The organism is Aeoliella straminimaris, assembly GCF_024054565.1.
In the GTDB taxonomy this organism is placed as follows: domain Bacteria; phylum Planctomycetota; class Planctomycetia; order Pirellulales; family Lacipirellulaceae; genus Aeoliella; species Aeoliella straminimaris.
Genome location: NZ_JAMXLR010000092.1, coordinates 777,518 through 798,132 on the forward strand (window position 1 = coordinate 777,518; position 20,615 = coordinate 798,132).

Here is a 20,615-nt window from a genome sequence, read left to right on the forward strand (position 1 = left end):
GTACTTCATTGCGACGCGAGAGAATACATCGATCCGTGCAAGCCACAAACTTTGGCTTCGTACTTCAATCCCAGGACGAACCGATGGCAATCGAAGTAGTGCTGGTATTGCTGAGCATCCAGCTCCAGATTCGAACGTACTTCCCGCAGATGGTTCGCGAGTCGCTCGCAGGCCTCTTCTATCCGAGTTGCAATATAACCTGTATCGGCCGGTGGTGCGGCGGCCAACTCCAAAAACAGCTTCTCCAGCACGTACGTGTCGGCTGAAAAGCTAGCGTGGTCAAACGCCGATGGCCAGTAGATTTCGCCGCTGCGGCGGTCGAGTTGCTCTGGCGACAAGCGGTATTCCGCGTATCGCACGGGTACCCGAGCTGCTTCTAATTGCTGCCCGAGCAGTTCGTTTTCCATTTTCAGCTGCCGCTGCTGTTGTCGCTCGGCTTCGATTAGCCGCCGGCGGGTTTGCGCGGCCTCGGTGTTGATGACCCGCAGCTGAATCTCGCGGGCACGGGCCTCGGCGAGCAGAATGCGAGCCTGGGCGTGCGATATTTGCCCATTGTAGTACGCCTGAATTACCGAAGCCGTGCCCCGGAGCACCCCTTCCTGTAGCGTCGAGCTGTGGAACTGAGGGGCATTGGGCGGCGACACCGGGTAGCTGGCCGTGGTGTGCGAGCCGCCAGGTCCATACGGCGAAGCGGTTGGCTCGGAGATCTGTCCCCAAGCGGAGAGGGTGGGCAGCAGTGCTGCCGCAGCTATCAAGGCGGTTGGGCGAATCATGGCGTGGGCCCCGCTATTGGATGTGGGTTTCTGGTCGGCCGACTGGGCCGGCTCACCATTGCAAGCGGAGCAAGCCACAGCGGTGGGCAGCACTATTTTCAGAAATCACATTTCGATGCGGGAGGCCTCAGAAATCGTCCGGCAGATCGAACGTCTCTCCCCGCAGATCGTCGCGCCACACGTCCAGGGCATTTTGGATCCGCTCGTGGAACAAGGTCCGCTGGGCTTTGATCATCCGCCGCTGCGCGTAGAGGATCGGCCAGAAGATCGGAATAACGGCAAACGCTACCTGCACGCAGCCGAACGCCTGCATTGAGGTCTCCATCGCCTTGTACTCGGAGATGGCGTTGCGAATGTAAAGTGATTTCGCCTTCCGCACCTCGTCTTCCGGCAGTCCCGACAGGCCTGCCAAAAACAGCTGCATACGTTCCGGCGATAGGGAACTGGCCGGGTCGTGGTGGTGATGGTTCATGAAAAAGGTTCGACTCGGAAAGATGATTGTTGGTTGGCCGTTGTCTCGATCGTCACGAGCCATCTACAGCCCTGGTCGGTAGACAAGGGGCTCATTACCGACTGCATGGGATTTGCGCGACTAGTTTTGTCGCAGTTAGTTCTGTCGCAGCGCTGCGACAAATCGATTCACTGCGGCAAAACTCGCGTCGGTCAACTCCGGGGGCTCGATGTAAGTGCTTTCTTGGTAGTGGCTTGCGTCTTGTGTCTCGTTGGGAGCTGATCGGGTTGTTGCGCGCGATATGCCGCAGGTGCGACAAAACTCTGTTGAAGGCCTTCCGCCAGTCACCACGACCGGTCGCCACCACAACCAGCTTGGCTCCTAGTTTCGCACCCCCTATTTTCCCCCATCGAGTGTAAAATTCCTACCTGAACCTGAAAACAAGTAGACACTCGGCACTTCGGCCTTTCCGACGCGATGGGCTGCCCTCGAGCCAGGTTGCCATCTGGAATCGAGAAGGATCCGTGTCCTTTTCGGCGGCTGATGCATGAATGAACTCGCTCGGCGATTCTAGTCGCCGGTGGTCCTTCCGATGCGGATCGATTCGCGGGGGGCACCCTCCTCGACCCGGGAGAAGTCCCACTACTTCTCGACCTGTTTCCTCGGCCACGTTCGATGCCCTGTTTCCCTCCTCATCCACAATAGCAACGCACCACCTGCAATTGCCAACAGCAGTGCGTTCGGTTCGGGCACCACGCGGCGAAGTAGGTGCTCTCCGGGTTCGAGGAGGATCGTCGAACCGCGATAGCTGATGGCCGGGCTGCCGCTGTCCGGCATGGCCATCAGTTCATAACGGACGTCCTCGGTAGTAGGGTCCAGCGCCGCGTACAAAAACCTGAAGCCAAAAAAGCCGACCTCGGGAGCTACTGTGTCCTCGACCACGGATGCGAATGGATACGGCCCGATAGGCAGCATGAAGGGATTCCGCTGATACAAATCGCTTTCGGTTGCGACCAGCAGACCATGCTCGGTGGTGGTCGTTTCGGGCACGGCAAAGGCGAACAGCAGCGGTTGGTACAGCACCTCCAGGTCTTGCGACTCTCCGTCTAACTGCGCCGGAATGCTGCCGCGGTGGGTCCATTCGTTGGAGTTGAAAACGGCTGCCAAAGTGAGACCGAACACTAAACATGAAGCACTCATGCGTCACCTCCCAGGCTATTCGCCCAGCGTGTGAGATAGCGAGCCACACGCCTCTCGAGCCAGTGAGTTGCGTGCGCTCGTGCGCCAACTGCCGCTCGTACGCTCACGCGCACTCCCCGCTTAGCGATGTTGCCGCCCATCACCCCGATTGAGGAGGCGTGGAAACGCAGCGGCACGTACCTGTGAGAACCAGGCGGCAAACGATATGCCGTCGATGATTTCGCTTGAAGAGAGCGATTTCCTGCGAATCTGCCCTCTCGTCAGCAATGCAAGTGTGCTGCCTGGTTCATCAATGTGCCGACCGGCACATGACAAGGGTCGTGACGCACCGTGCACTGCGATTGCAAGAAGTCCAACATCAAGGTTATAAAGACGCACATCAACAATCTGCCGGCTGTAAGGGGGGAACCACATGGCTGCGGTACGTATCACCGAGGGGCGCGTCGCCCGCTACGAACTTGAGATCGCCATCAAGGCGTCCAGCGAGTCTGTTTGGAAGGCAATCGTCGAACAGACAAACTCCTGGTGGCTGCCCGATTTTCATATGCTGGGACCGGAATCGATGGTCTCACTCCAGGCTCGTGCAGGGGGAAGTCTGCTCGAGCAAACAGAAGACCAGGGAAGTTTGTTGTGGGCCACCGTGCAGATGTGCTTGCCCGAGCAGTTCACCCTCTATCTATTGTTGCACACCGCCCCCGACTGGGGCGGGCCGACCACCAGCAGCATGAAGATCGCCCTCGAACCGGTCGATCAGACAAGTTGTGTCTTGAAGCTGGCCGACGCCCTCGTGGGGCACATCAGCGAACAGAACGTGCAAGAACTTCGCCGCGGCTGGGAATCGCTGTTTGCCGGCGGGCTGAAACAGTTTGTAGAGGCCAACTCGAACTGAGTGTTCGCCTGACGAGCGAACGTTGCGCGACAAACCAGTCGCCCAACCCCGGTGTGTTCCAGGTTATTCGCTCTCGATCTCGCGGATCTCGATGTTGCGGAACCAGACCTTGTTACCGTGGTCTTGCAGTTGGATACGGCCTTTCGGATTCTGGAAGATGTTTTTGACGGGGCCAAACTTCGTCTTCTTGATCTGCTGCGCCCACTCCGGAGTGTCCGTATCGACGTCGAGAACTTTCTCGCCATTGAGCCAGTGTTCCAGATGGGAACCAACGGCGACGATGCGACCGGTGTTAAACTCATCAGTCGGTTTCAACTTCTTGTCTTTCTTGGGCGCCTGCAGCATGTAGATGGCGGCAGTGCTGGTGTCGGCCGAGCTGTTTCGATTGGCGTCGTCCCAAATCTGGTACTCGTATCCCAGCCAGCCGGGCCGGCCGAAAGTGCCTTTGTCGTAGTGAGCGATACGGTACTTGATACCACTATTACCGCGGCGAGAGATCCGCCACTCGAAGCGGAGTTCGAAGTTGCCGTAGTCCTTCTCCGTATAGATGCTGCCCCCGCTACCGGTGCGAACGAGCAGACCGTCCTCGGCCTGCCAGCCTCGCGTTACGGGCTTGCCGTCGGCAGTCGTCCAGCCCTGGAGAGTCTTGCCATCGAACAGCGGGACGAACTCACCTTCGTTGGCGGAGTCGGCAGCAATTGCCTGGTGGCCAAAAAGCAGGATGGCGATGAACGAAAGAACAATCCGCGCAGCGCGCGGGCAGCTTTGGATCGAAAGCATGGCACTTATCGGGGGGAGGCGGGAGGATGAATGGGAAGGATGCCGGCCGTTTTCGTGAACGATTTAGCCGACGTGCTGCTTCTCAGCATACATCCGCTGGTCCGCCGCGTTAATAAGCTCCGCGATAGAAGTCCAGCCTTCGCTGGAAAGTGCCGCCCCGATGCTGGCGGAAACATGAAGACTGGTATTGTCGTGTTTTACCGGCTCGGCGGCTGCCAGCCGCAGGCGGGTGAGGACCGGTTCGAGGTCGCGACGTCGCTGGATGCCGTCGACCAGCACCACGAATTCGTCCCCACCGTAGCGGGCGATGAGGTCTCGATCGCGGATTGCACCGGCCAATCTGGACGCCAGCACCGCCAGGACGCGGTCGCCAGCAGAGTGCCCCCATTGATCGTTGACCTGTTTGAAGCCATTGAGGTCGAGAAACAGCAAGGCAAACGGCGCCGCCGAGTGAGGCGTGTGGGTGAATTGGCGCAAACGAACTTCGATTGCACCCCGCCCCGGCAGCCCAGTCAGTGGGTCGCGGTGGTGGCTGTCGTTGGCGTGGGGCAGCGACACCGCTGGCCGGGGGCCCATGGCCAGCACCGCCACCAATCGCCGGCCATTGCCGTGATAGGGCCGCAGCAGCAAGGGGGTTTGAAATACCTCGTCACCGCCGTGGCACCACTTGAGCGGTTGTCGCATCGGCACTTCGGACAGGCCAGCAAGAAATTGCGCGAGTTGCTGGTCCATAAATCCGTGCGACTCGGTTCCCAGCAACCGTTCCAGCTGCTGCAGGGAGTCCGACAGATGACCCCAAGCCGCGTTCTGCCACAGACAAGTGGTCGTGTCGCGGTCAAACACGGCACAAGCGTCGCTGGCGTCTTCCAGCAACGCGAGGGCAGTCTCACCTGGCAATGGGGGAAGCATTGTGAAGAGGAGCAGATCGGGATTCGAGGCGGATTGTGATGTGATGAGGGGTCGTTGCTGTGGAACAAATATCTAGCTGCATCGTGTGACGGCTGTCATTCGCCAGTCGATTCAAGTCCATGGATCGCCAAAGCCTGGCGAGCGTGTGCAGTCTGTGCGGGACGTTCCGCCTGGCGGAACGCTTGCCAAGGTGCACGATCGATGAGGAATGAGCACCCTAGTTACCCGCCGGTAGCCCACGCCAACGCAAAACGCTGTCTGTTTGGAGTTTACCGCAAGATCTGGCCTCATGCGCTGTTCGTGCATCGCTTTTGCCAATTGCCGAACTAATAAGGGCCGCAGATTATGGCCATGCCAGGCAAGTTCTCCGCCACTTCGAAGGGCCCGCCTCGACGCGATTTTGGAGCCTTCCGGGCAGTTTTTGCTTGAATACTCGCACTTCGCCTGCAAGGCCGGTTGGCTGCCGAGGAAATTCCGCCCGCGACGCCGAACGCCAACGGATTGGAAGAAATGCTCCGGTTCTAGCAGTTCTTCGTGTTGAACTGCCTCATCGGAACACGGAAACTCGGCGCAGGGCTGCCGTTCGGTAAGAATTGTCTTCTCCAGGCGATGGTTGGCTCGCGGGACGCCACCATCGACCAGAGCTCCTGGGCAACTCGCAATTTCGTCTACGAGCTACTCTCCACCGGCTCTTGGTTCTGAGGATTGCCACTGCAGGTGGGCGAGGGATTGCTGCACAATTCGCACGCCGTTTTGCCATCGCTGCCCTGCAGATTGGCAATGCCTCCGCAGGTGCCTTTGATGCAGCGATTGCTCAAAATCACTCCAATGGCCATCCCGCCAATGGCTAGTAAAAAAGCCACCAGACTGATTACCACATAGGTGAGCAAGCCCGACGATTCCGATTGCTGGCCGGGATCAGAAGCGGTGGCCTCGGCGTTTGGCTGTTGGCCTCTCAATTCTTCCGTTGCCTGCCAGGCAGGCGTGATGAGCTCGCGGGGTTGGCCATTGGCTCGTTCGCCCAGGATCGCTGCCACGTTGTTCGCTTCAGCCCAGGCGTACCCCTGTTCGGGGCCCATCACCGAAAGCGCGGTCGCCAGGGCGTCGGCCTCCATGCAGGTGGGGCAACGAACGGTCACCGTGGCCAGGTCGTGCGTGACGGGCCGACCGGTTTTCGGATCGATGGTGTGCGAGTACCGCTGACCGTGATCGGCAAAGAAGTTCCGGTAGTCGCCCGACGTCGCCAAGGCAGCATTGTTGTCGATCTCGACAACGTGAGTCATGGTGCCCTCATCGGAGTCGGGACGCTGAATGCCCAGTTTCCACGGCTCATCTCCATGAGCGCCACGGGTGCGGATCTCGCCACCGATTTCAACCATGGAGTAGGTGTTAGCCAACTCCGCGTGCCCTTTCAGCATCTCGGACACGGCATCGGCCGCGTATCCCTTGGCAATGGCCGATAGATCGAGATACACCTCGGGATTCGACTTGCGAATCGCTGGCGGATCGAGTTGTACCTCGACTTGCTGATAGCCAACCCGCTGAAAGGCCTCTTGGATCTGCTCGTCCGTGGGCGGCTCCTTCCGACGGCCGTCCGGGCCGAAGCCCCACAGGTTCACCAGTGGGCCGACGGTCGGGTCGAACGCGCCCTCGGAGCTCTTCGCCACGCCGAGCGCCGCGGCCACTACGTTGGCCGTCTCGGCCGACACTTCGAACCACTCGGTGGATTTCGAGGTGTTGAAACGCGAGAGTTCCGAACCCGGATCGTACGTCGACATCAACGAGTTGATCTCGTTGAGCCGGTTTTGGATCAACTGCTGGACCTGCGCTTCAGTGAAGTCGTCGGCATTGTAGTCCAGCGTGGCGTGCCAGGTGGTACCCATGGTGGCACCGGCCAGTTTGGCCTCGGTGGGCGAGCCATCGGCATGACAACAGGGAGCAACAGCGGCGCTCAGCAGCAGGCAAACCGCGACAATGGCTGCCTGCAGGCCGCGAGGTACACTCGTGGTTGGAGTATTGGACATGGGTGCTTGGGTGCGTGGGAGTTGCTACTCCCAATCTTACCCGCCGAAGTCGTCGAAGGCGATGTTTTCCTTCTCAACGCCCAAGTCGTCCAGCATCTTGAACACGGCCGCATTCATCATCGGAGGACCGCAGATGTAGTACTCGATATCTTCGGGGGCGGGGTGCGTGCTCAGGTAGTTGTCCAAGAGCACTTGGTGAATAAAGCCGGTGTAGCCGTCCCAGTTGTCCTCGGGCAGCGGTTCGGAAAGCGCGATGTTGAACTTGAAGTTGGGGAACTCTTTTTCGATCTCACGGAACTGATCGACGTAGAACAATTCCCGCATGCTCCGGCCACCATACCAGTAAGATACCTTGCGGTTGGACTTGCGTTCCTTGAACAGCTCGAAGATGTGGCTACGCAATGGTGCCATGCCGGCACCGCCGCCGATGTAAACCATCTCGGCATCGGTATCCTTGATGAAGAATTCGCCGTAAGGACCGCTGATCGTGACCTTGTCGCCAGGCTTCTTCGAGAAGATGTACGACGACATCTTTCCTGGCGGAACGTTCGGCAGGCGGGGGGGCGGGCTCGCCACGCGGACATTGAGCATGATGATGCCCTTCTCGCCCGGGTAATTGGCCATCGAGTAGGCCCGAACCACCGGTTCGTCGACCTTCGAAACGTATTGCCAGACGTTGTATTTGTCCCAGTCTTCGCGGAACCGCTCTTCGATATCGAAGTCCTTGTAGTTCACTTCGTGTGGCGGGCACTCGATCTGGATGTAACCGCCGGGCTTGAAGTTCACTTCTTCGCCTGGGGGGAGCTTCAGTTTGAATTCCTTGATGAAGGTGGCCACGTTGTGGTTCGAGATGACCTCGCATTCCCACTTCTTGGTCTCAAACGCCTCGGGCGGAACCTCGACCTTCATGTCTTGCTTGACCGCCACCTGGCACGACAGTCGGCAACCCTCGCGGGCTTCCTTCTTGGTGATGTGAGTCTTTTCGGTGGGCAGGATGTCGCCGCCACCTTCGAGCACCTTCACTTCACACTGCGCACAAGTGCCACCGCCACCACAGGCACTGGAGACAAAAATGCCCTCCTCGGCGAGAGCCCCCAAAAGCTTACCGCCGGCCGGGACATGGATCGTCTTTTGTTCGTTGATCACGATTTCCACATCGCCCGATGCCACCAGCTGGCTCTTGGCAAACAGGATCAACAGCACCAACACCAGTACCACACCGGTGAACATGGCGACGCCGCAGAGGATGGTAATAGGTTCCATGGCGGATACCTCGTTTAGGAACGGAGTTCAACCCGTTATGTATTTTAGTAAGAACTCTAGTCTGGCAACGGAATAAATCCCGTTATACGTCTACTCGGGCAGATCGATTCCACCGAAGGCCATGAAGGCCATCGCCATCAGACCAACCGTGATGAACGTGATGCCGAGACCCCGCAGGCCGTGCGGCACGTCACTGTATTTCAATTTTTCGCGAATACCGGCCAGTGCGACAATGGCCAGGGCCCAACCCAAGCCGGCGCCGAAGCCGTAGGCCAGGCTTTCGCTGAAGTTGTAGTTGCGTTCGACCATGAACAGCGATCCACCCAGGATGGCACAGTTCACGGTGATTAGCGGCAGGAAGATGCCCAGCGTGTTGTAGAGAGCTGGGAAAAAACGATCGAGCGTCATCTCCAGAATCTGTACCATGGCGGCGATGGTACCGATGTAGCAAATAAGCCCCAGGAACTCGAGGTTCACGTCCGACAGGCTCGATCCGAGCCACTTTCCGAGCGCTCCCTTCTTCAGCAGTTCGGTGTAAATCAGGTTGTTCACCGGCACCGTGATCCCCAGGATCACGATCACGGCGATGCCCAGACCGAAGGCGTTCTTCACGTTCTTCGAAACGGCCAGGAACGTGCACATGCCTAGAAAGAAGGCGAGTGCCAGATTCTGGATGAACACGGCGTTCAGGATAATGTTGACGTAATGCATCGAATTGTCCTGGTTCGAATTAACCCTGCTGGGGAGATTCTTGCTTAGAGGGTTGGGTCGTTATTTGTCTGGCCTGGTTTGAAAGCTCTGAGCACCCAAATGAAGATGCCTATCAGGAAGAAGGCACTCGGCGAGAGCAGCATCAGGCCGTTGGGGGTGTACCAGCCGCTGGCGGGATCGGTCTCGGTGGCGGCCTGGTAGACCGGCAGTACCTCGATGCCCCAGAGTTTGCCGGAACCAAACAGTTCGCGAATTACGCCCACCACGATCAGAATGACGCTGTAGCCGAGGCCATTGCCGATACCATCGAGGAACGACAGCCAGGGCGTTTCTTTCATAGCGAAGCCTTCGGCGCGACCCATCACAATGCAGTTGGTGATGATCAGGCCGACGAAAACGCTCATCGTTTTGCTGATCTCAAATGCAAACGCCTTGAGCACCTGGTCGACGATAATCACCAGCGAAGCGATGATTGTCATCTGGACAATAATACGGATGCTGCCTGGTATGAATTTGCGGATTGCGCTCACCGAAGCACTAGCCAGCCCCGTGACCAACGTCACCGCGATGGCCATCGTGACGGATGTCTCCAACTTGGTCGTCACCGCCAGGGCACTACAAATGCCAAGCACCTGCAACGCAATGGGGTTGTTGTTGAAGATCGGGTTGAACAAAACGTCTTTGGGAGTTGGCTTAGCCATCGAGTTGATCCAAAGTCGGTTCGGTATGCGGAGGACGATACGGTTTGTTTAGCTTTTGGCGTGCTTCTCGAGGAACGGCTGGAAGCCGTCCTTGCCGAGCCAGTATTCCACGAAGTCGGACACGCCCTTGGTGGTGATCGTGGCACCGGACAATCCGTCGACGGTGTAAGCTTTGTTGTCTGGGTTCGCGGTGCCTTTGACCACCTGGACGATCACCTCGCCGCCGTCGTCGTAGGCCAGCTTACCATCCCACTGGTCTTGCCATTTGGGGTTCTCTACTTCGCCACCCAGGCCCGGGGTCTCGCCATGTTCGTAGAAGGTGATGCCGCGGATGGTTTCGCCGTCCGCATCGATGGCCAAGAAACCATAGAGCGTCGACCAGAGGCCTTTGCCATACACGGGGAGCACGAACTTCTCGACTTTTTCGCTGTCGCCCTTGGCAGTCACTTCATAGACGAATTGATACTTGGGCCGGCGGTCGACGCCTGGGGTGGGATTCACCTCGGGCCCAATCTCTTTGCTTTGCTCCGGGTTGTTGACGGCCTCTTTCGGATCGTACTCGTCGTAATTTACTTCATCTGGATCGACGATAGAGCCATCTTCCAGGTTGACCAGCACTTTCTTGACTCGGCTTTCGAACAGCGAATTCAGCTCTTTGTTGCTGAAGTCGCCAGCCAGGAGAGCTTCGGAATCATATTCCGAAGCTTCCGAGTTCTTGGGGCGAATCAGTCCGGCCGCCTTCAGGATGTTTTCCTTTTGGTAGCGCAGCTTGTTCGCTTCCTGCCGGTCGTGCAGTACATAGGCCGCACCCGACACCAGCACCGAACAGGCGACGCAGAGCACCAAGGCGACAATAATTGTTCCCAGAAACGAATCACGTCCCATAGCGGGCGAGCCTCCGTTTGATGTTCGCTTGAATCACAAGGTAGTCGATGGTGGGGGCCATGACGTTACCGAACAGAATGGCCAGCATGATGCCTTCGGGGAACGCCGGGTTCACGACGCGGATCAGTACTGTCATTCCCCCAATTAGTCCGCCGTACCACCATTTGCCGGTCTCGGTCATCGCCGCCGACACAGGGTCCGTGGCCATGAACACGGTGCCGAAGGCGAAGCCGCCGATCAGCAGCTGCCAGACTGGCGAGATGTAGGCCACCGAGTTTTCGCCGGCGAAGCCGTAGGTCAGGCCCCCGATGGCCAGTGCACCGAGCACGCAGCCGGTCATGATCCGCCACGAGCCAATGCCGGTGGCGATCAGGATGGCGGCGCCGATCAGGCAGGCGAGCGTTGAGGTCTCGCCCATCGAGCCCTGGATGAACCCAATGAAGGGATCCCACCAGGTGAAGGCATGCCCAGTGATGCCCTGGGTCACTTCAGTCATGGCCTCGGCGGGAGAGTTACCCGTCTCGGTGTTCACCATCGCGGCCAGCGTCGTGGCACCGGTGAAGCCATCCAGCTTGATGCTCTTTTGCACAGCGACCCAGACGCCCTGCCCCAGCGGATTGGTTTCGCCCGATAGGTAGTTGGCGAAGGCAAAGTACACAAACGCCCGGGCGGTGAGCGCCGGGTTGAGGAAGTTCTTACCGGTGCCGCCGAACACTTCCTTGCCGATGAACACGCCAAACGCGATGCCAGCGGCCACCACCAGCAGGGGTGTTGTGGGTGGGAGCGTTAACGGGTAGAGCATGCCGGTGACGAGGAAGCCCTCGTTGATCTCGTGTCCCCGTACCAGGGAGAAGACCAGTTCGATGGTGCCACCCACGGCCATCGTGACGGCATACACCGGTAGGAACCACAACGCCCCGTAGACGAAGCAGCCCAGGATGCTGCTGGGGTCGTGCTTGAGTCCCAGCCAGTCGCTGTAGACCACTTCGCGCCAGTCGTCGATCGCCAACGCGGTGCCGGCATCGATTTGCAGGTTGGCCTGGTAACCAGTGTTGTACAAGGCCATCAGGATGCATGGTCCAAGGGCGACGATGACCGTGGACATCATTCGCTTCATGTCCAGGCTGTCGCGGACGTGCGGGCCGTTTTTGGTGACTTCGCCCGGCGTGAACAAGAACGTATCGCCCGCTTCATAGAGCGGATAGAACCGTTCGAGCTTGCCGCCCTTGGTGAACAGCGGCTCTACTTTGTCCAGCAGATTGCGTAGGAATTTCATAACTGCCAGTGGTCAGGATTCAGGGTTCGGGGGCGAGTGTGGACGCCAGTCGAACTCGTGATTGAAAGTTCGACATATAAGTCCTGCTCGCGCTATCCTTCTCGTTCAATGGTCGTAAGGTTGCGGCGCAGGTAAGGGCCGAAGTCGTGCTTGCCGGTGTCGACGAACGTGCACAGGGCCAAGTCTTCTTCGTCCAACTCCAGACAACCCAGCGCCTGGGCTTGCTCCGAGTCTTCGACCACCAGCGACTTCAACAGCGGCGTGGCGATGATATCCAGCGGCATGACCTTCTCGAACGAGCCCAGCGGTACAATTGCCCGGTGGCTGCCTTCGGTAGAAGTGGTCATGGCGAATTTCTTGCCGGCCGAAAGTGCCGAGGCGAAGATTGGCTTGATCGAGAACTTGTTGAAGCCAGGCCCCGACCAGCCCATGAGTTCGCGTTGTCGGCCTTCGGGCACCAGCGAGACGCAGTTGTGGTACCGGCTGAGGTAGTTAACGGGAGCGACCGACTTGCGTCCCGACAGCACCGAGCCCGAAATCACGCGGACGCCAAACTCGGTATCCTCGCACTCCCCGGCCGTAAGTTCGGTGAGATTGGCTCCCAGTTGGGTCCGTAGCAGCCGGGGATTCTTGGCTGCCGGTCCGGCCAGCGACACCACGCGTTCGGTATTGAGCTGACCGGTGTTGAACAGGTGGCCAACGGCCAACACATCCTGGTAGTTGATATACCAGGCATGTCGCTCGAGGTTTACGGGCGACAGGAAGTGAATGTGCGTACCGGGCAGTCCTGCGGGATGCGGGCCCGAGAATGAAGCGACTTCCACACAGTCGAGGTCCTCGCCAGGCAGGCTTACTCCGGTGGCTTTGCACAGATAGGTCTTGCCGTCGGTGAGCGTGCTGAGCGCCTGCAGACCTGACACGAAGTCCGCTTCGCGCCGGTCGATCACCACTTTGGGGTCGGCAGCCAGCGGATCGGTATCGATCGCGGTGATGAACAAGGCGTGCGGCACCGTTTCGGGATCGGGCACCTTGCTGAACGGACGCACTCGCAACGCGGTCCACAGCCCCGAGGCCAACAATTGTTCACGCACCTTGGCCGAAGGAAGTTGTGACAAGTTGCTGTCGACAAACGACTCGAACTCCACGGCGTCTTCGCCTTCGAGATCGATGATCAGCGACAGGAATTTTCGCTTGGCGCCGCGCTCGATTGACTTCACGCGACCCGGAGCTGGGGCCACATAGTTTACGGTGGGCAACTTCTTTTCGGTGAACAGCACCTGCCCTCTCTTCACCACATCGCCTTCGGCAACCAGCATGGTAGGCTTCATGCCGACGTAGTCGTCACCCACGATGGCCACGGACGAGATGGGAGGAGCTTCGCCGATCTCCTGATAAGGTTCGCCGGCGATCGGCACATCGAGACCCCGTTTGATTTGGTGTTGCTGTGTCATGTTTGGCCAGTGCGCCCTTGGTGGGCGACAAACAGGTAGGCGATGTAAGGGGTGGGGGGAGTAAGGGGGATCGGCATTCGTTGCCGAGATTGTGAATTTTTTCACAAAATCGACGCTACGTCAATGCTGGTAATGGTTTAGGGTAGCCTAATCCGCCCTCAGTCGGGTGCCGAGGTTAGTTGACGCGGGTCATCAGGACGGAACGAAGGCCTCGGCAGCAAGGTGGGCGCGAACGCACACCGCGCCATATTGTTACTGGCATCGCCGCGAATGGGAATGGGGCACTTGGCTAAAAGCAAACCATTGCAGGGAATGAAATTCGTGGCACGGCCAAAAACTTCCTGACGGGTGGCAATGCCCGTTTTCCCCACGATTTCGCGATCGGCAACCACGTCGCGGTATCCCCCGCAATCGCATCGCCGGGATCAATGCATTTTGCTCGCCGAGATTGCGGGAAGTTCGGCCAAAGGAGTGGCGTTTCACCGAAATCACCTGAACTCCCGGCCGTCGGGATTGTGTCGACCCGTTGACGCCCTCGGGGGGACCCCAAGCAGGCGAAAGAGTCGGCCGTCACACACACGCTGGCTTTTCGGAAAACTCGCTACAAACCGAGCGAACCTCGACGGCAATTTTTGTGGTCTTGGAGATAGCCCCTAGGCCATTGGGCGGCCACTGTTTATGATGCAAATTCTCTTGAGGACAGGTAGCTCAGTTGGTAGAGCACGGCCCTGAAAAGGCCGGTGTCGCTGGTTCGATCCCAGTCCTGTCCACTTTTTTTTGCGCTTTGCCGAAATGTTGCCGATGGCACTCTCTCGGTATCCAGTCGCGTAGGCAAAGTGCGTCAGGCAAGCTGGTGCCTTGCCGCCATCTGCTGGGCGTCGCTTAGAGCGAAGTTAGCCTGCACCATTCGATGGCGAGCGTCTGGGCGACTTCCTCGTTGCTGTCGGGTTCTGAATGGTGATGCCCCGATGATGGCGACAGCGAGTCTCCATCCTCCGAACTCGCCAGCAACAGCAATTCCGGGCCTGGCGGTGATGTGGCTTCGCTGGCCTCTGATGAAGTTGACGAAGTTTGTTGCTTCGACGAATTGGCTTCCGGCGATTCGTACAGGGCAAATGCGGCGTCGCTTGTAGCCGCGGAAATGGGACTTTCGGCGGAAGGACTGCTCAGTGCAGTGCTGGGTGCCTCCTGTTGAGCGGGAATACTGGCACCCAGGTGATTGCGCCAGATGGTGTAGTCGGCGAGGTCGATCAGGCCATCTGCGTTGCCATCGGCACCAGCACCGGCCGTAAACAGCGATCTGCCAAAGTAGCTGCGCCATACGCCGTAGTCGGCTGTTTCCACGATCCCATTGCCATCGTAGTCGCCTGGCAGCTCTGGCATCGCGAGCCCCGCCGCTCCAGGCGAGCCGCCAATTAGCGCGCTGGCACGCCAATTTGCCGGGTCGGATGGATCGCCCCAGGGATCGACGATTTCGAGTGAAGGCCCATCGCCATCGGCCGCTGACGGCCACGGGGCAGAATCGTCGTAGGTGAAACTCAGGAACGTGGCACCCGATGCGGTCAGTAGGCTAATGGTCTCGCCACTATTGCTAAGATTGGCGTCGCCAAATCCTTCCGCAGCAATGTTCACGCTAGTGCCATAGTACGACTGAAGCTCTTCTGGCGAGCGAGCAACGACCAGGTACTCACCCGGTCCAAGCATCAGGTCGTCGGCGAAAATGTAGGGCTCGGATGTGAAGTCGGCAATTTGCACGCCGGAGAGGTCGATTGCCACCTCACCAGTGTTCAGCAGTTCGATGAATTCCAGGTCGCTTTCGTCTGGCAGCCCGGCGTCCGCAGGGTGATAGTGCAGCTCAGTGATGGCCAGACTCGGAGCCAACGTAGGAGGGCCGGCGAGGAACTCGATGGGGTCTGACCAATGGCTCCAATTGCCGGTGTCGTCTTGCATTCGCACGCGGGCACGGTACGTTTGGCCGGCAGCGATCGCATCGGCGGGCACCTGCAGTTGGCTGTCGAACGTCGACAACTCGCCCGATTCCCAAGAGCCTTCGATCTCGTAGACGTACGGTTGGCCTTGATCGAAATTTGCCACCGACGAGTTAAGCACCTCAGCAATCCGCCACTCCATGTTTGCGAAGGTGCCCGCGCCTTGCGGATCGCTAAACGAAGTCGTCTCAAAAACGAGTTGATCGATGCCGTAGCCTGGGACGCCTGCATAAGTGATGCTGGGCGTGTTCGGTATGTTGGCATCGGACCCCTGAGTTTGCAGTAGATTGTAACCGTAGCCTCCGGGGCTGGCGAAATCCTGCATGTAGTCGACCAGTCCGTCGAAGGTCTTGCTTTCGAGCAAGCTGGGATTAAAGTTCTCGTACCAGATGCCCTTCTTTATCTTGCGGGGGTGGTAGTCCCACATCGCCTGGTTCGCCTCGACGATCGTCAAATCGTCGCTACTAAGCGTGAGCACGTTGGCAAGTTCCTCTACCACTTTCGCGGCATCGCCACTGTCAAGCAGCAAGTCGGTCACCTCACGGAGGCGGTTGTCGTACGCAAGCTTGGCCACCGGATGGTCTTCCAGCAACGTGCGGATGTTCTCGCGATTGGTGACCGGGTTGCCCCAATGCGGGGCGTCTTCAAACGTGAGGTCGAGATCCCACGGGATGACGTACCACTGGCCAGTGACCTGGTTGCGGTAGTAGTTAACGTTTTCGTTGGCACGTATGTCTGAATTGTTCACGACGTGGTTGATGATGTTCCACGCGAAGTAGACGTCCCAATTGAGGTTTGCTTCCCACCACGCGAGCGTTTCGTAACCGCCGTCGATGCCGGCCAGAAAGGCGGAGAGATCAGAGCGATCTGTAGGCGACTCGGAACCCTGGTGGCGTTGATTGGTCGCGCCGAAAACACCTCCATGCATGTTGTACATGTTGCCGTCCTCGAGCCCCCGCTCGTCGAGGAAACTGCCGTCGGGCTGCTCGATGCCGATGTAGAGCCCCCAGAAGTCGCCCCCGTATTGATCGCTGCCGGTTTCCGAAGCACCGTCGATCACTCGGAAGTTGAAGTAGTTGGTGAGGGGCGCTGGAGCGCCGGCCAAATCGTAGAGCTTGAATGCCGCGGGCTCGTACAGTACGGTTCCTTCGGTGGAGACGTCATTTCGCCACCACGGATTGGTGCCCGGAAGAATGTTGATCTCGTCCCACAGTTCCTTATAGGGTTGGCCATAGTTGTCGTAGGCCTGGAAGTGATGGCCCTGTAGGAACTCGATCTTCCACTTGTTCTTTCCAACCCGGTAGGTAGAGGCCACGCCGCGATTGCGGAATTCGACGTGATCGTACACCTCGCCGTCGTAGATCAGGGTGCCGCGAAAAAGCACTTCGTTGTATTGCCCGTTGTACTGACTATTGAAGACGTCGGTGCTGTTGGCGAGCAGGTGATAGGTGGCAATGTCGTCCAGCTTGTCCCCACTATAGGTGACCGTCGGTTCGACACCCGGGCGGAGCGATGCCTCGTAGTCGGGTACGCCGTCGTACACAAAGTAGGCGAAGTTCGGTTGCGGATCGTCCGCATAAGGTCCGCGGATCGATGCTCCCAGGGTGTCGGAGGCTGTGATGCGATACCGGACCAGCCGGCGATGCATTTGCAGCGAGCCCGGCAGCGTGACCGAATAGGTGTCGTCGCCGGCCAACTCGTCGCCGCCGAGCCCATCGTCGGTCATCACCAAGGTGGTCCAGTTAGCGCCGTACGCCGCGTCAGTCAGGCGGACGTAGCTGCCGGGATCCACCAATTGGTACTCCAGGGTCACGTCCTGCACGCCATCGGGGTCGGTGGCTTTGATCGAGATGACGACGTCCTCTCCGGACTGCGGTTGCAGCACGGACTGCTTCAGTTGCCGCATTTGCGGAGCAGAGTTGGTCGACCACACCGAGTTTTGTGCGCCGGGTGACGGTAGAGCAATGGTGCCGTCGGGAACGGACAATTGAAGATTGAACGACAGGTCGCTGCTCGATATCGTTCCGTTGATGATGTGCACCGCCAGCGTGTTCTCGCCCAACACCAGGTACTGCGATACGCCCGTCAGTAGCTCGGTTTCCCATTCGGCCTCGTGACTGGTGCCCGATACGCTGTTGTAGTTCTTGTCACCAGCGGTGACATGCAGCCGAGACACCTCGACGCCGTTCAGATAAATGATGGCCCCATCATCCACATAGGCCCTCAGCTGCAGTGTGTCGGGAACCTCTCCACTGACTTCAAAGGTCTGGCGAGCGTAGATCGTCGAGTAGCTGTTCCGCATATCGCCCAGCACGGTGGCGTCGTCCCCGTCGCCGTACCCGATGGTCGTCACCCCGCTTTGCCACGCCACGGAGTCGTTCACCTCGACGAAGTCGGTCAGCCGCCAGTCCTCTCCCGCGGTGCCGGGTTCGGAGGGCGGGTTCTCGACAAGTCCCTTGCGGTAACGCCACGAGCTGCCCGACGAAATGAGGTCCTGGCCGGCATTCGGGTTGGAGGAGAGGCCCGACGAACGCCAGCTTCCAGCCAGGTCGTTATCAAGGCTCGGGTTGATCAACTCAAGTGAGCTGCCGTACTCGCCCGTCGTTGGCCAGGGGAAGCCCGGCTTGTAGCTCACCACGTCGACCAAAGTGTTTGTCGCATCGAGCAACTCGATTCTTTCCCCATCGTTGCTAAGCTTATCTCCGGTTTCCCACTCACCAAACGGGGAGAAACCAAACTTGGCCTGAAAGTCACTGGCGTTTTGGGTCACTACCAGGTAGCCGCCAGCCGCGATGGATGCACCAATAGGAAAAGTGTAGTCGACCGCCTCGTCGATACGCCAGTTGGATAGATCGACCGCCGATTCGCCCTGGTTCAGCAGTTCCAGGAACTCGACCTGCTCGGTGTTTACATCGGGGTCGTAATGAATTTCATTGATGACCACCGCCAGGAGGTGCCGTGGCTCGAGCGCCTCGACTCCATTTCCTAGTCGCCTTACAGGTGGGTTTCGTCTAGAGTAGTTCTTGCGATGCATCAACTGTCCAAAATGCGAATTTGAAAGAAACAAGCTGACCTGCTACAGGTTTTCGCGAGTCTCCAGACCGGAGTGTTGAAGAGGTTACGCCCGCCGCGCCGTTGAGAGACAGCATGTCCGAGTGCTGGCTCGCAGGCGCGCTTCATTGATTATGAAGGCGGGAAGCTTCCAATGCAAGAATTCTGCAGAACCACTAGGAGACACGGGAAACCGACTAGGATGTCCTGTAAAACGGTAGGATCATCTCAGCGGGCTAGTCGTTCAACAAGGGGCGGCACCTCTACACTTCCTCGGCCCGCAACACGAACCCCATGGTGTAGCTTTCTCCGGGGGGCAGAACCCGCAATCCGCTGGCGATCCCTTTCTCTTCCAGGCGAAACGGGTCAGGCACGCAACTGTACGGCTCGATGCACACCGCCTGGCGATCGCCAGGCGTATAGATCACCGCTTGGGGGAAATGCTCGGTCGCAAACTCCTGCACCACCCGGCGACCACTCGCGGGATCCGCGACTACGGTGGTCACCTCACCTTCGGTAACTGACAAACGGTAGGGAGTATCGAACTGGAGATCACCAAGTTGCTGGCCGGCCGACAAGGACAGCTCGGCCGGCAGCTCGACGAGTTCGCCCGTTGGCAGCATGTCGTCCAGTTTCCATTCGCCATCCACCGGAGCCGTCAGCACCGATTCCCCCACCTGCGAGTTCTCGTGCAGCGGCAGCCGGAAGTAGGCATGCGTTCCAAAGCCCCACGGCAACGGGTCGTACCCGGTGTTGCGGAAGGTGATGCTGAATCGCAACTCGGGGCCCACCACTTCGTAAGTAGCCTCGACAGCAAAGTCGCTCGGCCAGCAGTTGAGTATCGATGGATCGTCCACCGATGCTTGGAACGCAGCGGTGACCTTGGCATCACTTTCTTCCACCAATCGCCAGGGACGATCGAAGATGAATCCGTGCAATGCATGGGGCCGGGAGGGGTCGTGCGGAATGATGTAGGTTCTTCCGTCGTACTTGAACTGTGCGTGTCCGATTCGGCCAGGAAACGGAAACAGTAGCGGGATGCCGCTTCCACTGGGGCGCTTCTCGCCCGTACTGAAGCCTTCCTCTGCCCACAGCAGGTCGCGCGTTCCGTCGTCGAACTGGACATTCCACTCGTAGCAGTTAAATCCGAGGCCGAGTAGCACCTTGGCCGAGTTGCCCGACTGGGCATCGCGAATCTCGATGGTTTGCATAGCTGGAAGGAACCTGAGGTTGTGGGAGCTGGCGGCCTTGGTTCGAATGGCCTGTCACAGTCGTGCTGCGAGCGACATCAGCAGCATAACACTTGCGGCACTGGTTATCATCATGCCCGTCTTCGCCGGCATTTCCGGGCGGAGTGCCAGCTTGGCGAACAACATCAGCATATGGATCGCTAGTAGCACGCCGATCACCAGCAACGTGGTGGCAACGGCCGAGCCGCCCGTAATACGCTGCGTCTGGCCCGCAGGCAAGCAGGCGAGCACCACCACGCCACTGAGCAGCTGTAATGCCAGGGCCACAATTCCCACAACGCCAGCCGAGCGGCGGAGCGGCAAATGCGGAGTGGAACGGGAAACCGATTCGGCCAACATTAGCCCACACGCGGCGGCCAGTATGCTCATTGCCCAGATGTGCGAAGCTTTGGCGAGCACCAATGGCGTATGGAATAGCGGAACTAGTAGCGAGCGAGAGATGGTCGGCTCGGCCACCAGACCGGGTTGCTCCACCAGCAGATTCTGAGAGATCATCAGCAGCGGGAAATGGTAGAGCAGGTTGGTCGCCCCCAGCAGCACAAGCAACCCGTGCCGCCATGGCTTCTGCCGCCAGCGGTTCCACAGTACGAGCCACCCGGCGTAGCACGCCACTGAAAACACCCACTCGGCGGCCACCATCCAATAGTCCCGCTGGGGAAACCGGGCCAGCATGGCCAGGTAGTCCCCCTGCCCTGCCCCGGCCCGCCAGGTTCCCGCCATCAAGCCCACGATGGTCGCCAGCACGAGCGCGGCGATGGACCAAATGGCCAACTGATGCAGCACTTCGTCATTGGCCGGTTCACGCGAACTCTTCCGCAGCCGGAGCCCTGCCACCAACAGCGGCCCACCCCCCGCCAACCCCGCCAAGGCGAGGTGCAAAGCGGCAAAAACAGCGTCAATCACGTGAAAAATCATACTTCCTTGCCCGCCGTACCGCAGAGCTACAACAAGAATCCAAGCCACCCACGTTGACACAGACCCTATCAAATGTCTAGCATCGTCCACTTGAGCGA

The 20,615-nt window shown here is 58.9% G+C and carries 16 protein-coding genes and 1 tRNA gene; 2 read left to right on the forward strand and 15 right to left on the reverse strand.

Annotation, left to right across the window (positions count from 1 at the left end):
* Positions 1-5: 5 nt before the first annotated feature.
* From NG895_RS28855 to NG895_RS28865, 3 genes are all read right to left on the reverse strand, one after another.
* On the reverse strand, positions 6-773 hold the full coding sequence (locus NG895_RS28855; RefSeq protein WP_252856039.1) for a hypothetical protein: 768 nt from the start codon (positions 771-773) through the stop codon (positions 6-8).
* Positions 774-900: 127 nt separating this feature from the next.
* Positions 901-1,245, reverse strand: a complete 345-nt coding sequence (locus NG895_RS28860; protein WP_252856040.1) for a hypothetical protein — start codon at positions 1,243-1,245, stop codon at positions 901-903.
* A 621-nt stretch (positions 1,246-1,866) separates the two neighbouring features.
* Complete coding sequence (locus NG895_RS28865; RefSeq protein ID WP_252856041.1) at positions 1,867-2,424, reverse strand: hypothetical protein; 558 nt, start codon at positions 2,422-2,424, stop codon at positions 1,867-1,869.
* A gap of 412 nt (positions 2,425-2,836) precedes the next feature.
* Here NG895_RS28865 and NG895_RS28870 point away from each other — a divergent pair, with 412 nt between their 5' ends.
* Positions 2,837-3,313 (forward strand): SRPBCC family protein, encoded by a 477-nt coding sequence (locus NG895_RS28870; RefSeq protein WP_252856042.1) that lies wholly within the window; start codon positions 2,837-2,839, stop codon positions 3,311-3,313.
* A 63-nt stretch (positions 3,314-3,376) separates the two neighbouring features.
* On the opposite strand, the gene NG895_RS28875 is transcribed toward NG895_RS28870, so the two are convergent.
* The 9 genes from NG895_RS28875 to NG895_RS28915 form a co-directional block, all read right to left on the reverse strand.
* Positions 3,377-4,093, reverse strand: coding sequence for a 3-keto-disaccharide hydrolase (locus NG895_RS28875; RefSeq protein ID WP_252856043.1), 717 nt, complete (start codon positions 4,091-4,093; stop codon positions 3,377-3,379).
* Positions 4,094-4,156: 63 nt separating this feature from the next.
* Positions 4,157-5,002, reverse strand: coding sequence for a GGDEF domain-containing protein (locus NG895_RS28880; protein ID WP_252856044.1), 846 nt, complete (start codon positions 5,000-5,002; stop codon positions 4,157-4,159).
* 668 nt (positions 5,003-5,670) lie between these two features.
* Positions 5,671-7,026: an FAD:protein FMN transferase gene (locus tag NG895_RS28885; protein WP_252856045.1), complete on the reverse strand. Its 1,356-nt coding sequence runs from the start codon at positions 7,024-7,026 to the stop codon at positions 5,671-5,673.
* Positions 7,027-7,062: 36 nt separating this feature from the next.
* Positions 7,063-8,289 carry an NADH:ubiquinone reductase (Na(+)-transporting) subunit F gene (gene nqrF, locus NG895_RS28890; protein WP_252856046.1) on the reverse strand — a complete coding sequence of 409 codons (1,227 nt, stop codon included), beginning with the start codon at positions 8,287-8,289 and terminating at the stop codon, positions 7,063-7,065.
* A 90-nt stretch (positions 8,290-8,379) separates the two neighbouring features.
* Entirely contained in the window at positions 8,380-9,000 is a 621-nt protein-coding gene (gene nqrE, locus NG895_RS28895; protein ID WP_252856047.1) for an NADH:ubiquinone reductase (Na(+)-transporting) subunit E, read from the reverse strand.
* Between the two features lie 44 nt (positions 9,001-9,044).
* Positions 9,045-9,701 carry an NADH:ubiquinone reductase (Na(+)-transporting) subunit D gene (locus NG895_RS28900; RefSeq protein WP_252856048.1) on the reverse strand — a complete coding sequence of 219 codons (657 nt, stop codon included), beginning with the start codon at positions 9,699-9,701 and terminating at the stop codon, positions 9,045-9,047.
* 48 nt (positions 9,702-9,749) lie between these two features.
* On the reverse strand, positions 9,750-10,586 hold the full coding sequence (locus NG895_RS28905; protein WP_252856049.1) for a Na(+)-translocating NADH-quinone reductase subunit C: 837 nt from the start codon (positions 10,584-10,586) through the stop codon (positions 9,750-9,752).
* The gene (locus NG895_RS28910; RefSeq protein ID WP_252856050.1) at positions 10,576-11,862 is read right to left on the reverse strand and encodes an NADH:ubiquinone reductase (Na(+)-transporting) subunit B; all 1,287 of its coding nucleotides are present in this window, start codon (positions 11,860-11,862) and stop codon (positions 10,576-10,578) included. Before NG895_RS28910 ends, NG895_RS28905 begins: the two co-directional genes overlap by 11 nt.
* Before the next feature lie 92 nt (positions 11,863-11,954).
* Positions 11,955-13,313, reverse strand: a complete 1,359-nt coding sequence (locus NG895_RS28915; RefSeq protein ID WP_252856051.1) for a Na(+)-translocating NADH-quinone reductase subunit A — start codon at positions 13,311-13,313, stop codon at positions 11,955-11,957.
* Positions 13,314-14,010: 697 nt separating this feature from the next.
* Between NG895_RS28915 and NG895_RS28920 the strand changes: the two genes are divergently transcribed.
* Positions 14,011-14,083: transfer RNA gene (locus tag NG895_RS28920), tRNA-Phe, on the forward strand.
* Positions 14,084-14,195: 112 nt separating this feature from the next.
* On the opposite strand, the gene NG895_RS28925 is transcribed toward NG895_RS28920, so the two are convergent.
* From NG895_RS28925 to NG895_RS28935, 3 genes are all read right to left on the reverse strand, one after another.
* The gene (locus NG895_RS28925; protein WP_252856052.1) at positions 14,196-18,335 is read right to left on the reverse strand and encodes a lamin tail domain-containing protein; all 4,140 of its coding nucleotides are present in this window, start codon (positions 18,333-18,335) and stop codon (positions 14,196-14,198) included.
* A gap of 280 nt (positions 18,336-18,615) precedes the next feature.
* On the reverse strand, positions 18,616-19,563 hold the full coding sequence (locus NG895_RS28930) for an aldose 1-epimerase (RefSeq protein ID WP_252856053.1): 948 nt from the start codon (positions 19,561-19,563) through the stop codon (positions 18,616-18,618).
* Positions 19,564-19,617: 54 nt separating this feature from the next.
* Complete coding sequence (locus tag NG895_RS28935; protein ID WP_252856054.1) at positions 19,618-20,505, reverse strand: hypothetical protein; 888 nt, start codon at positions 20,503-20,505, stop codon at positions 19,618-19,620.
* Positions 20,506-20,615 lie beyond the last annotated feature (110 nt).

Bases quoted from the DNA above. Each gene is read 5' to 3' on its own strand.
- NG895_RS28855 (WP_252856039.1), bottom strand. From the start codon at position 773: ATGATTCGCCCAACCGCCTTGATAGCTGCGGCAGCACTGCTGCCCACC.
- NG895_RS28885 (WP_252856045.1), bottom strand. From the start codon at position 7,026: ATGTCCAATACTCCAACCACGAGTGTACCTCGCGGCCTGCAGGCAGCC.
- NG895_RS28870 (WP_252856042.1), top strand. From the start codon at position 2,837: ATGGCTGCGGTACGTATCACCGAGGGGCGCGTCGCCCGCTACGAACTT.
- NG895_RS28875 (WP_252856043.1), bottom strand. From the start codon at position 4,093: ATGCTTTCGATCCAAAGCTGCCCGCGCGCTGCGCGGATTGTTCTTTCG.
- NG895_RS28910 (WP_252856050.1), bottom strand. From the start codon at position 11,862: ATGAAATTCCTACGCAATCTGCTGGACAAAGTAGAGCCGCTGTTCACC.
- nqrF (WP_252856046.1), bottom strand. From the start codon at position 8,289: ATGGAACCTATTACCATCCTCTGCGGCGTCGCCATGTTCACCGGTGTG.
- NG895_RS28925 (WP_252856052.1), bottom strand. From the start codon at position 18,335: ATGCATCGCAAGAACTACTCTAGACGAAACCCACCTGTAAGGCGACTA.
- NG895_RS28915 (WP_252856051.1), bottom strand. From the start codon at position 13,313: ATGACACAGCAACACCAAATCAAACGGGGTCTCGATGTGCCGATCGCC.
- NG895_RS28865 (WP_252856041.1), bottom strand. From the start codon at position 2,424: ATGAGTGCTTCATGTTTAGTGTTCGGTCTCACTTTGGCAGCCGTTTTC.
- NG895_RS28860 (WP_252856040.1), bottom strand. From the start codon at position 1,245: ATGAACCATCACCACCACGACCCGGCCAGTTCCCTATCGCCGGAACGT.
- nqrE (WP_252856047.1), bottom strand. From the start codon at position 9,000: ATGCATTACGTCAACATTATCCTGAACGCCGTGTTCATCCAGAATCTG.
- NG895_RS28900 (WP_252856048.1), bottom strand. From the start codon at position 9,701: ATGGCTAAGCCAACTCCCAAAGACGTTTTGTTCAACCCGATCTTCAAC.
- NG895_RS28930 (WP_252856053.1), bottom strand. From the start codon at position 19,563: ATGCAAACCATCGAGATTCGCGATGCCCAGTCGGGCAACTCGGCCAAG.
- NG895_RS28905 (WP_252856049.1), bottom strand. From the start codon at position 10,586: ATGGGACGTGATTCGTTTCTGGGAACAATTATTGTCGCCTTGGTGCTC.
- NG895_RS28880 (WP_252856044.1), bottom strand. From the start codon at position 5,002: ATGCTTCCCCCATTGCCAGGTGAGACTGCCCTCGCGTTGCTGGAAGAC.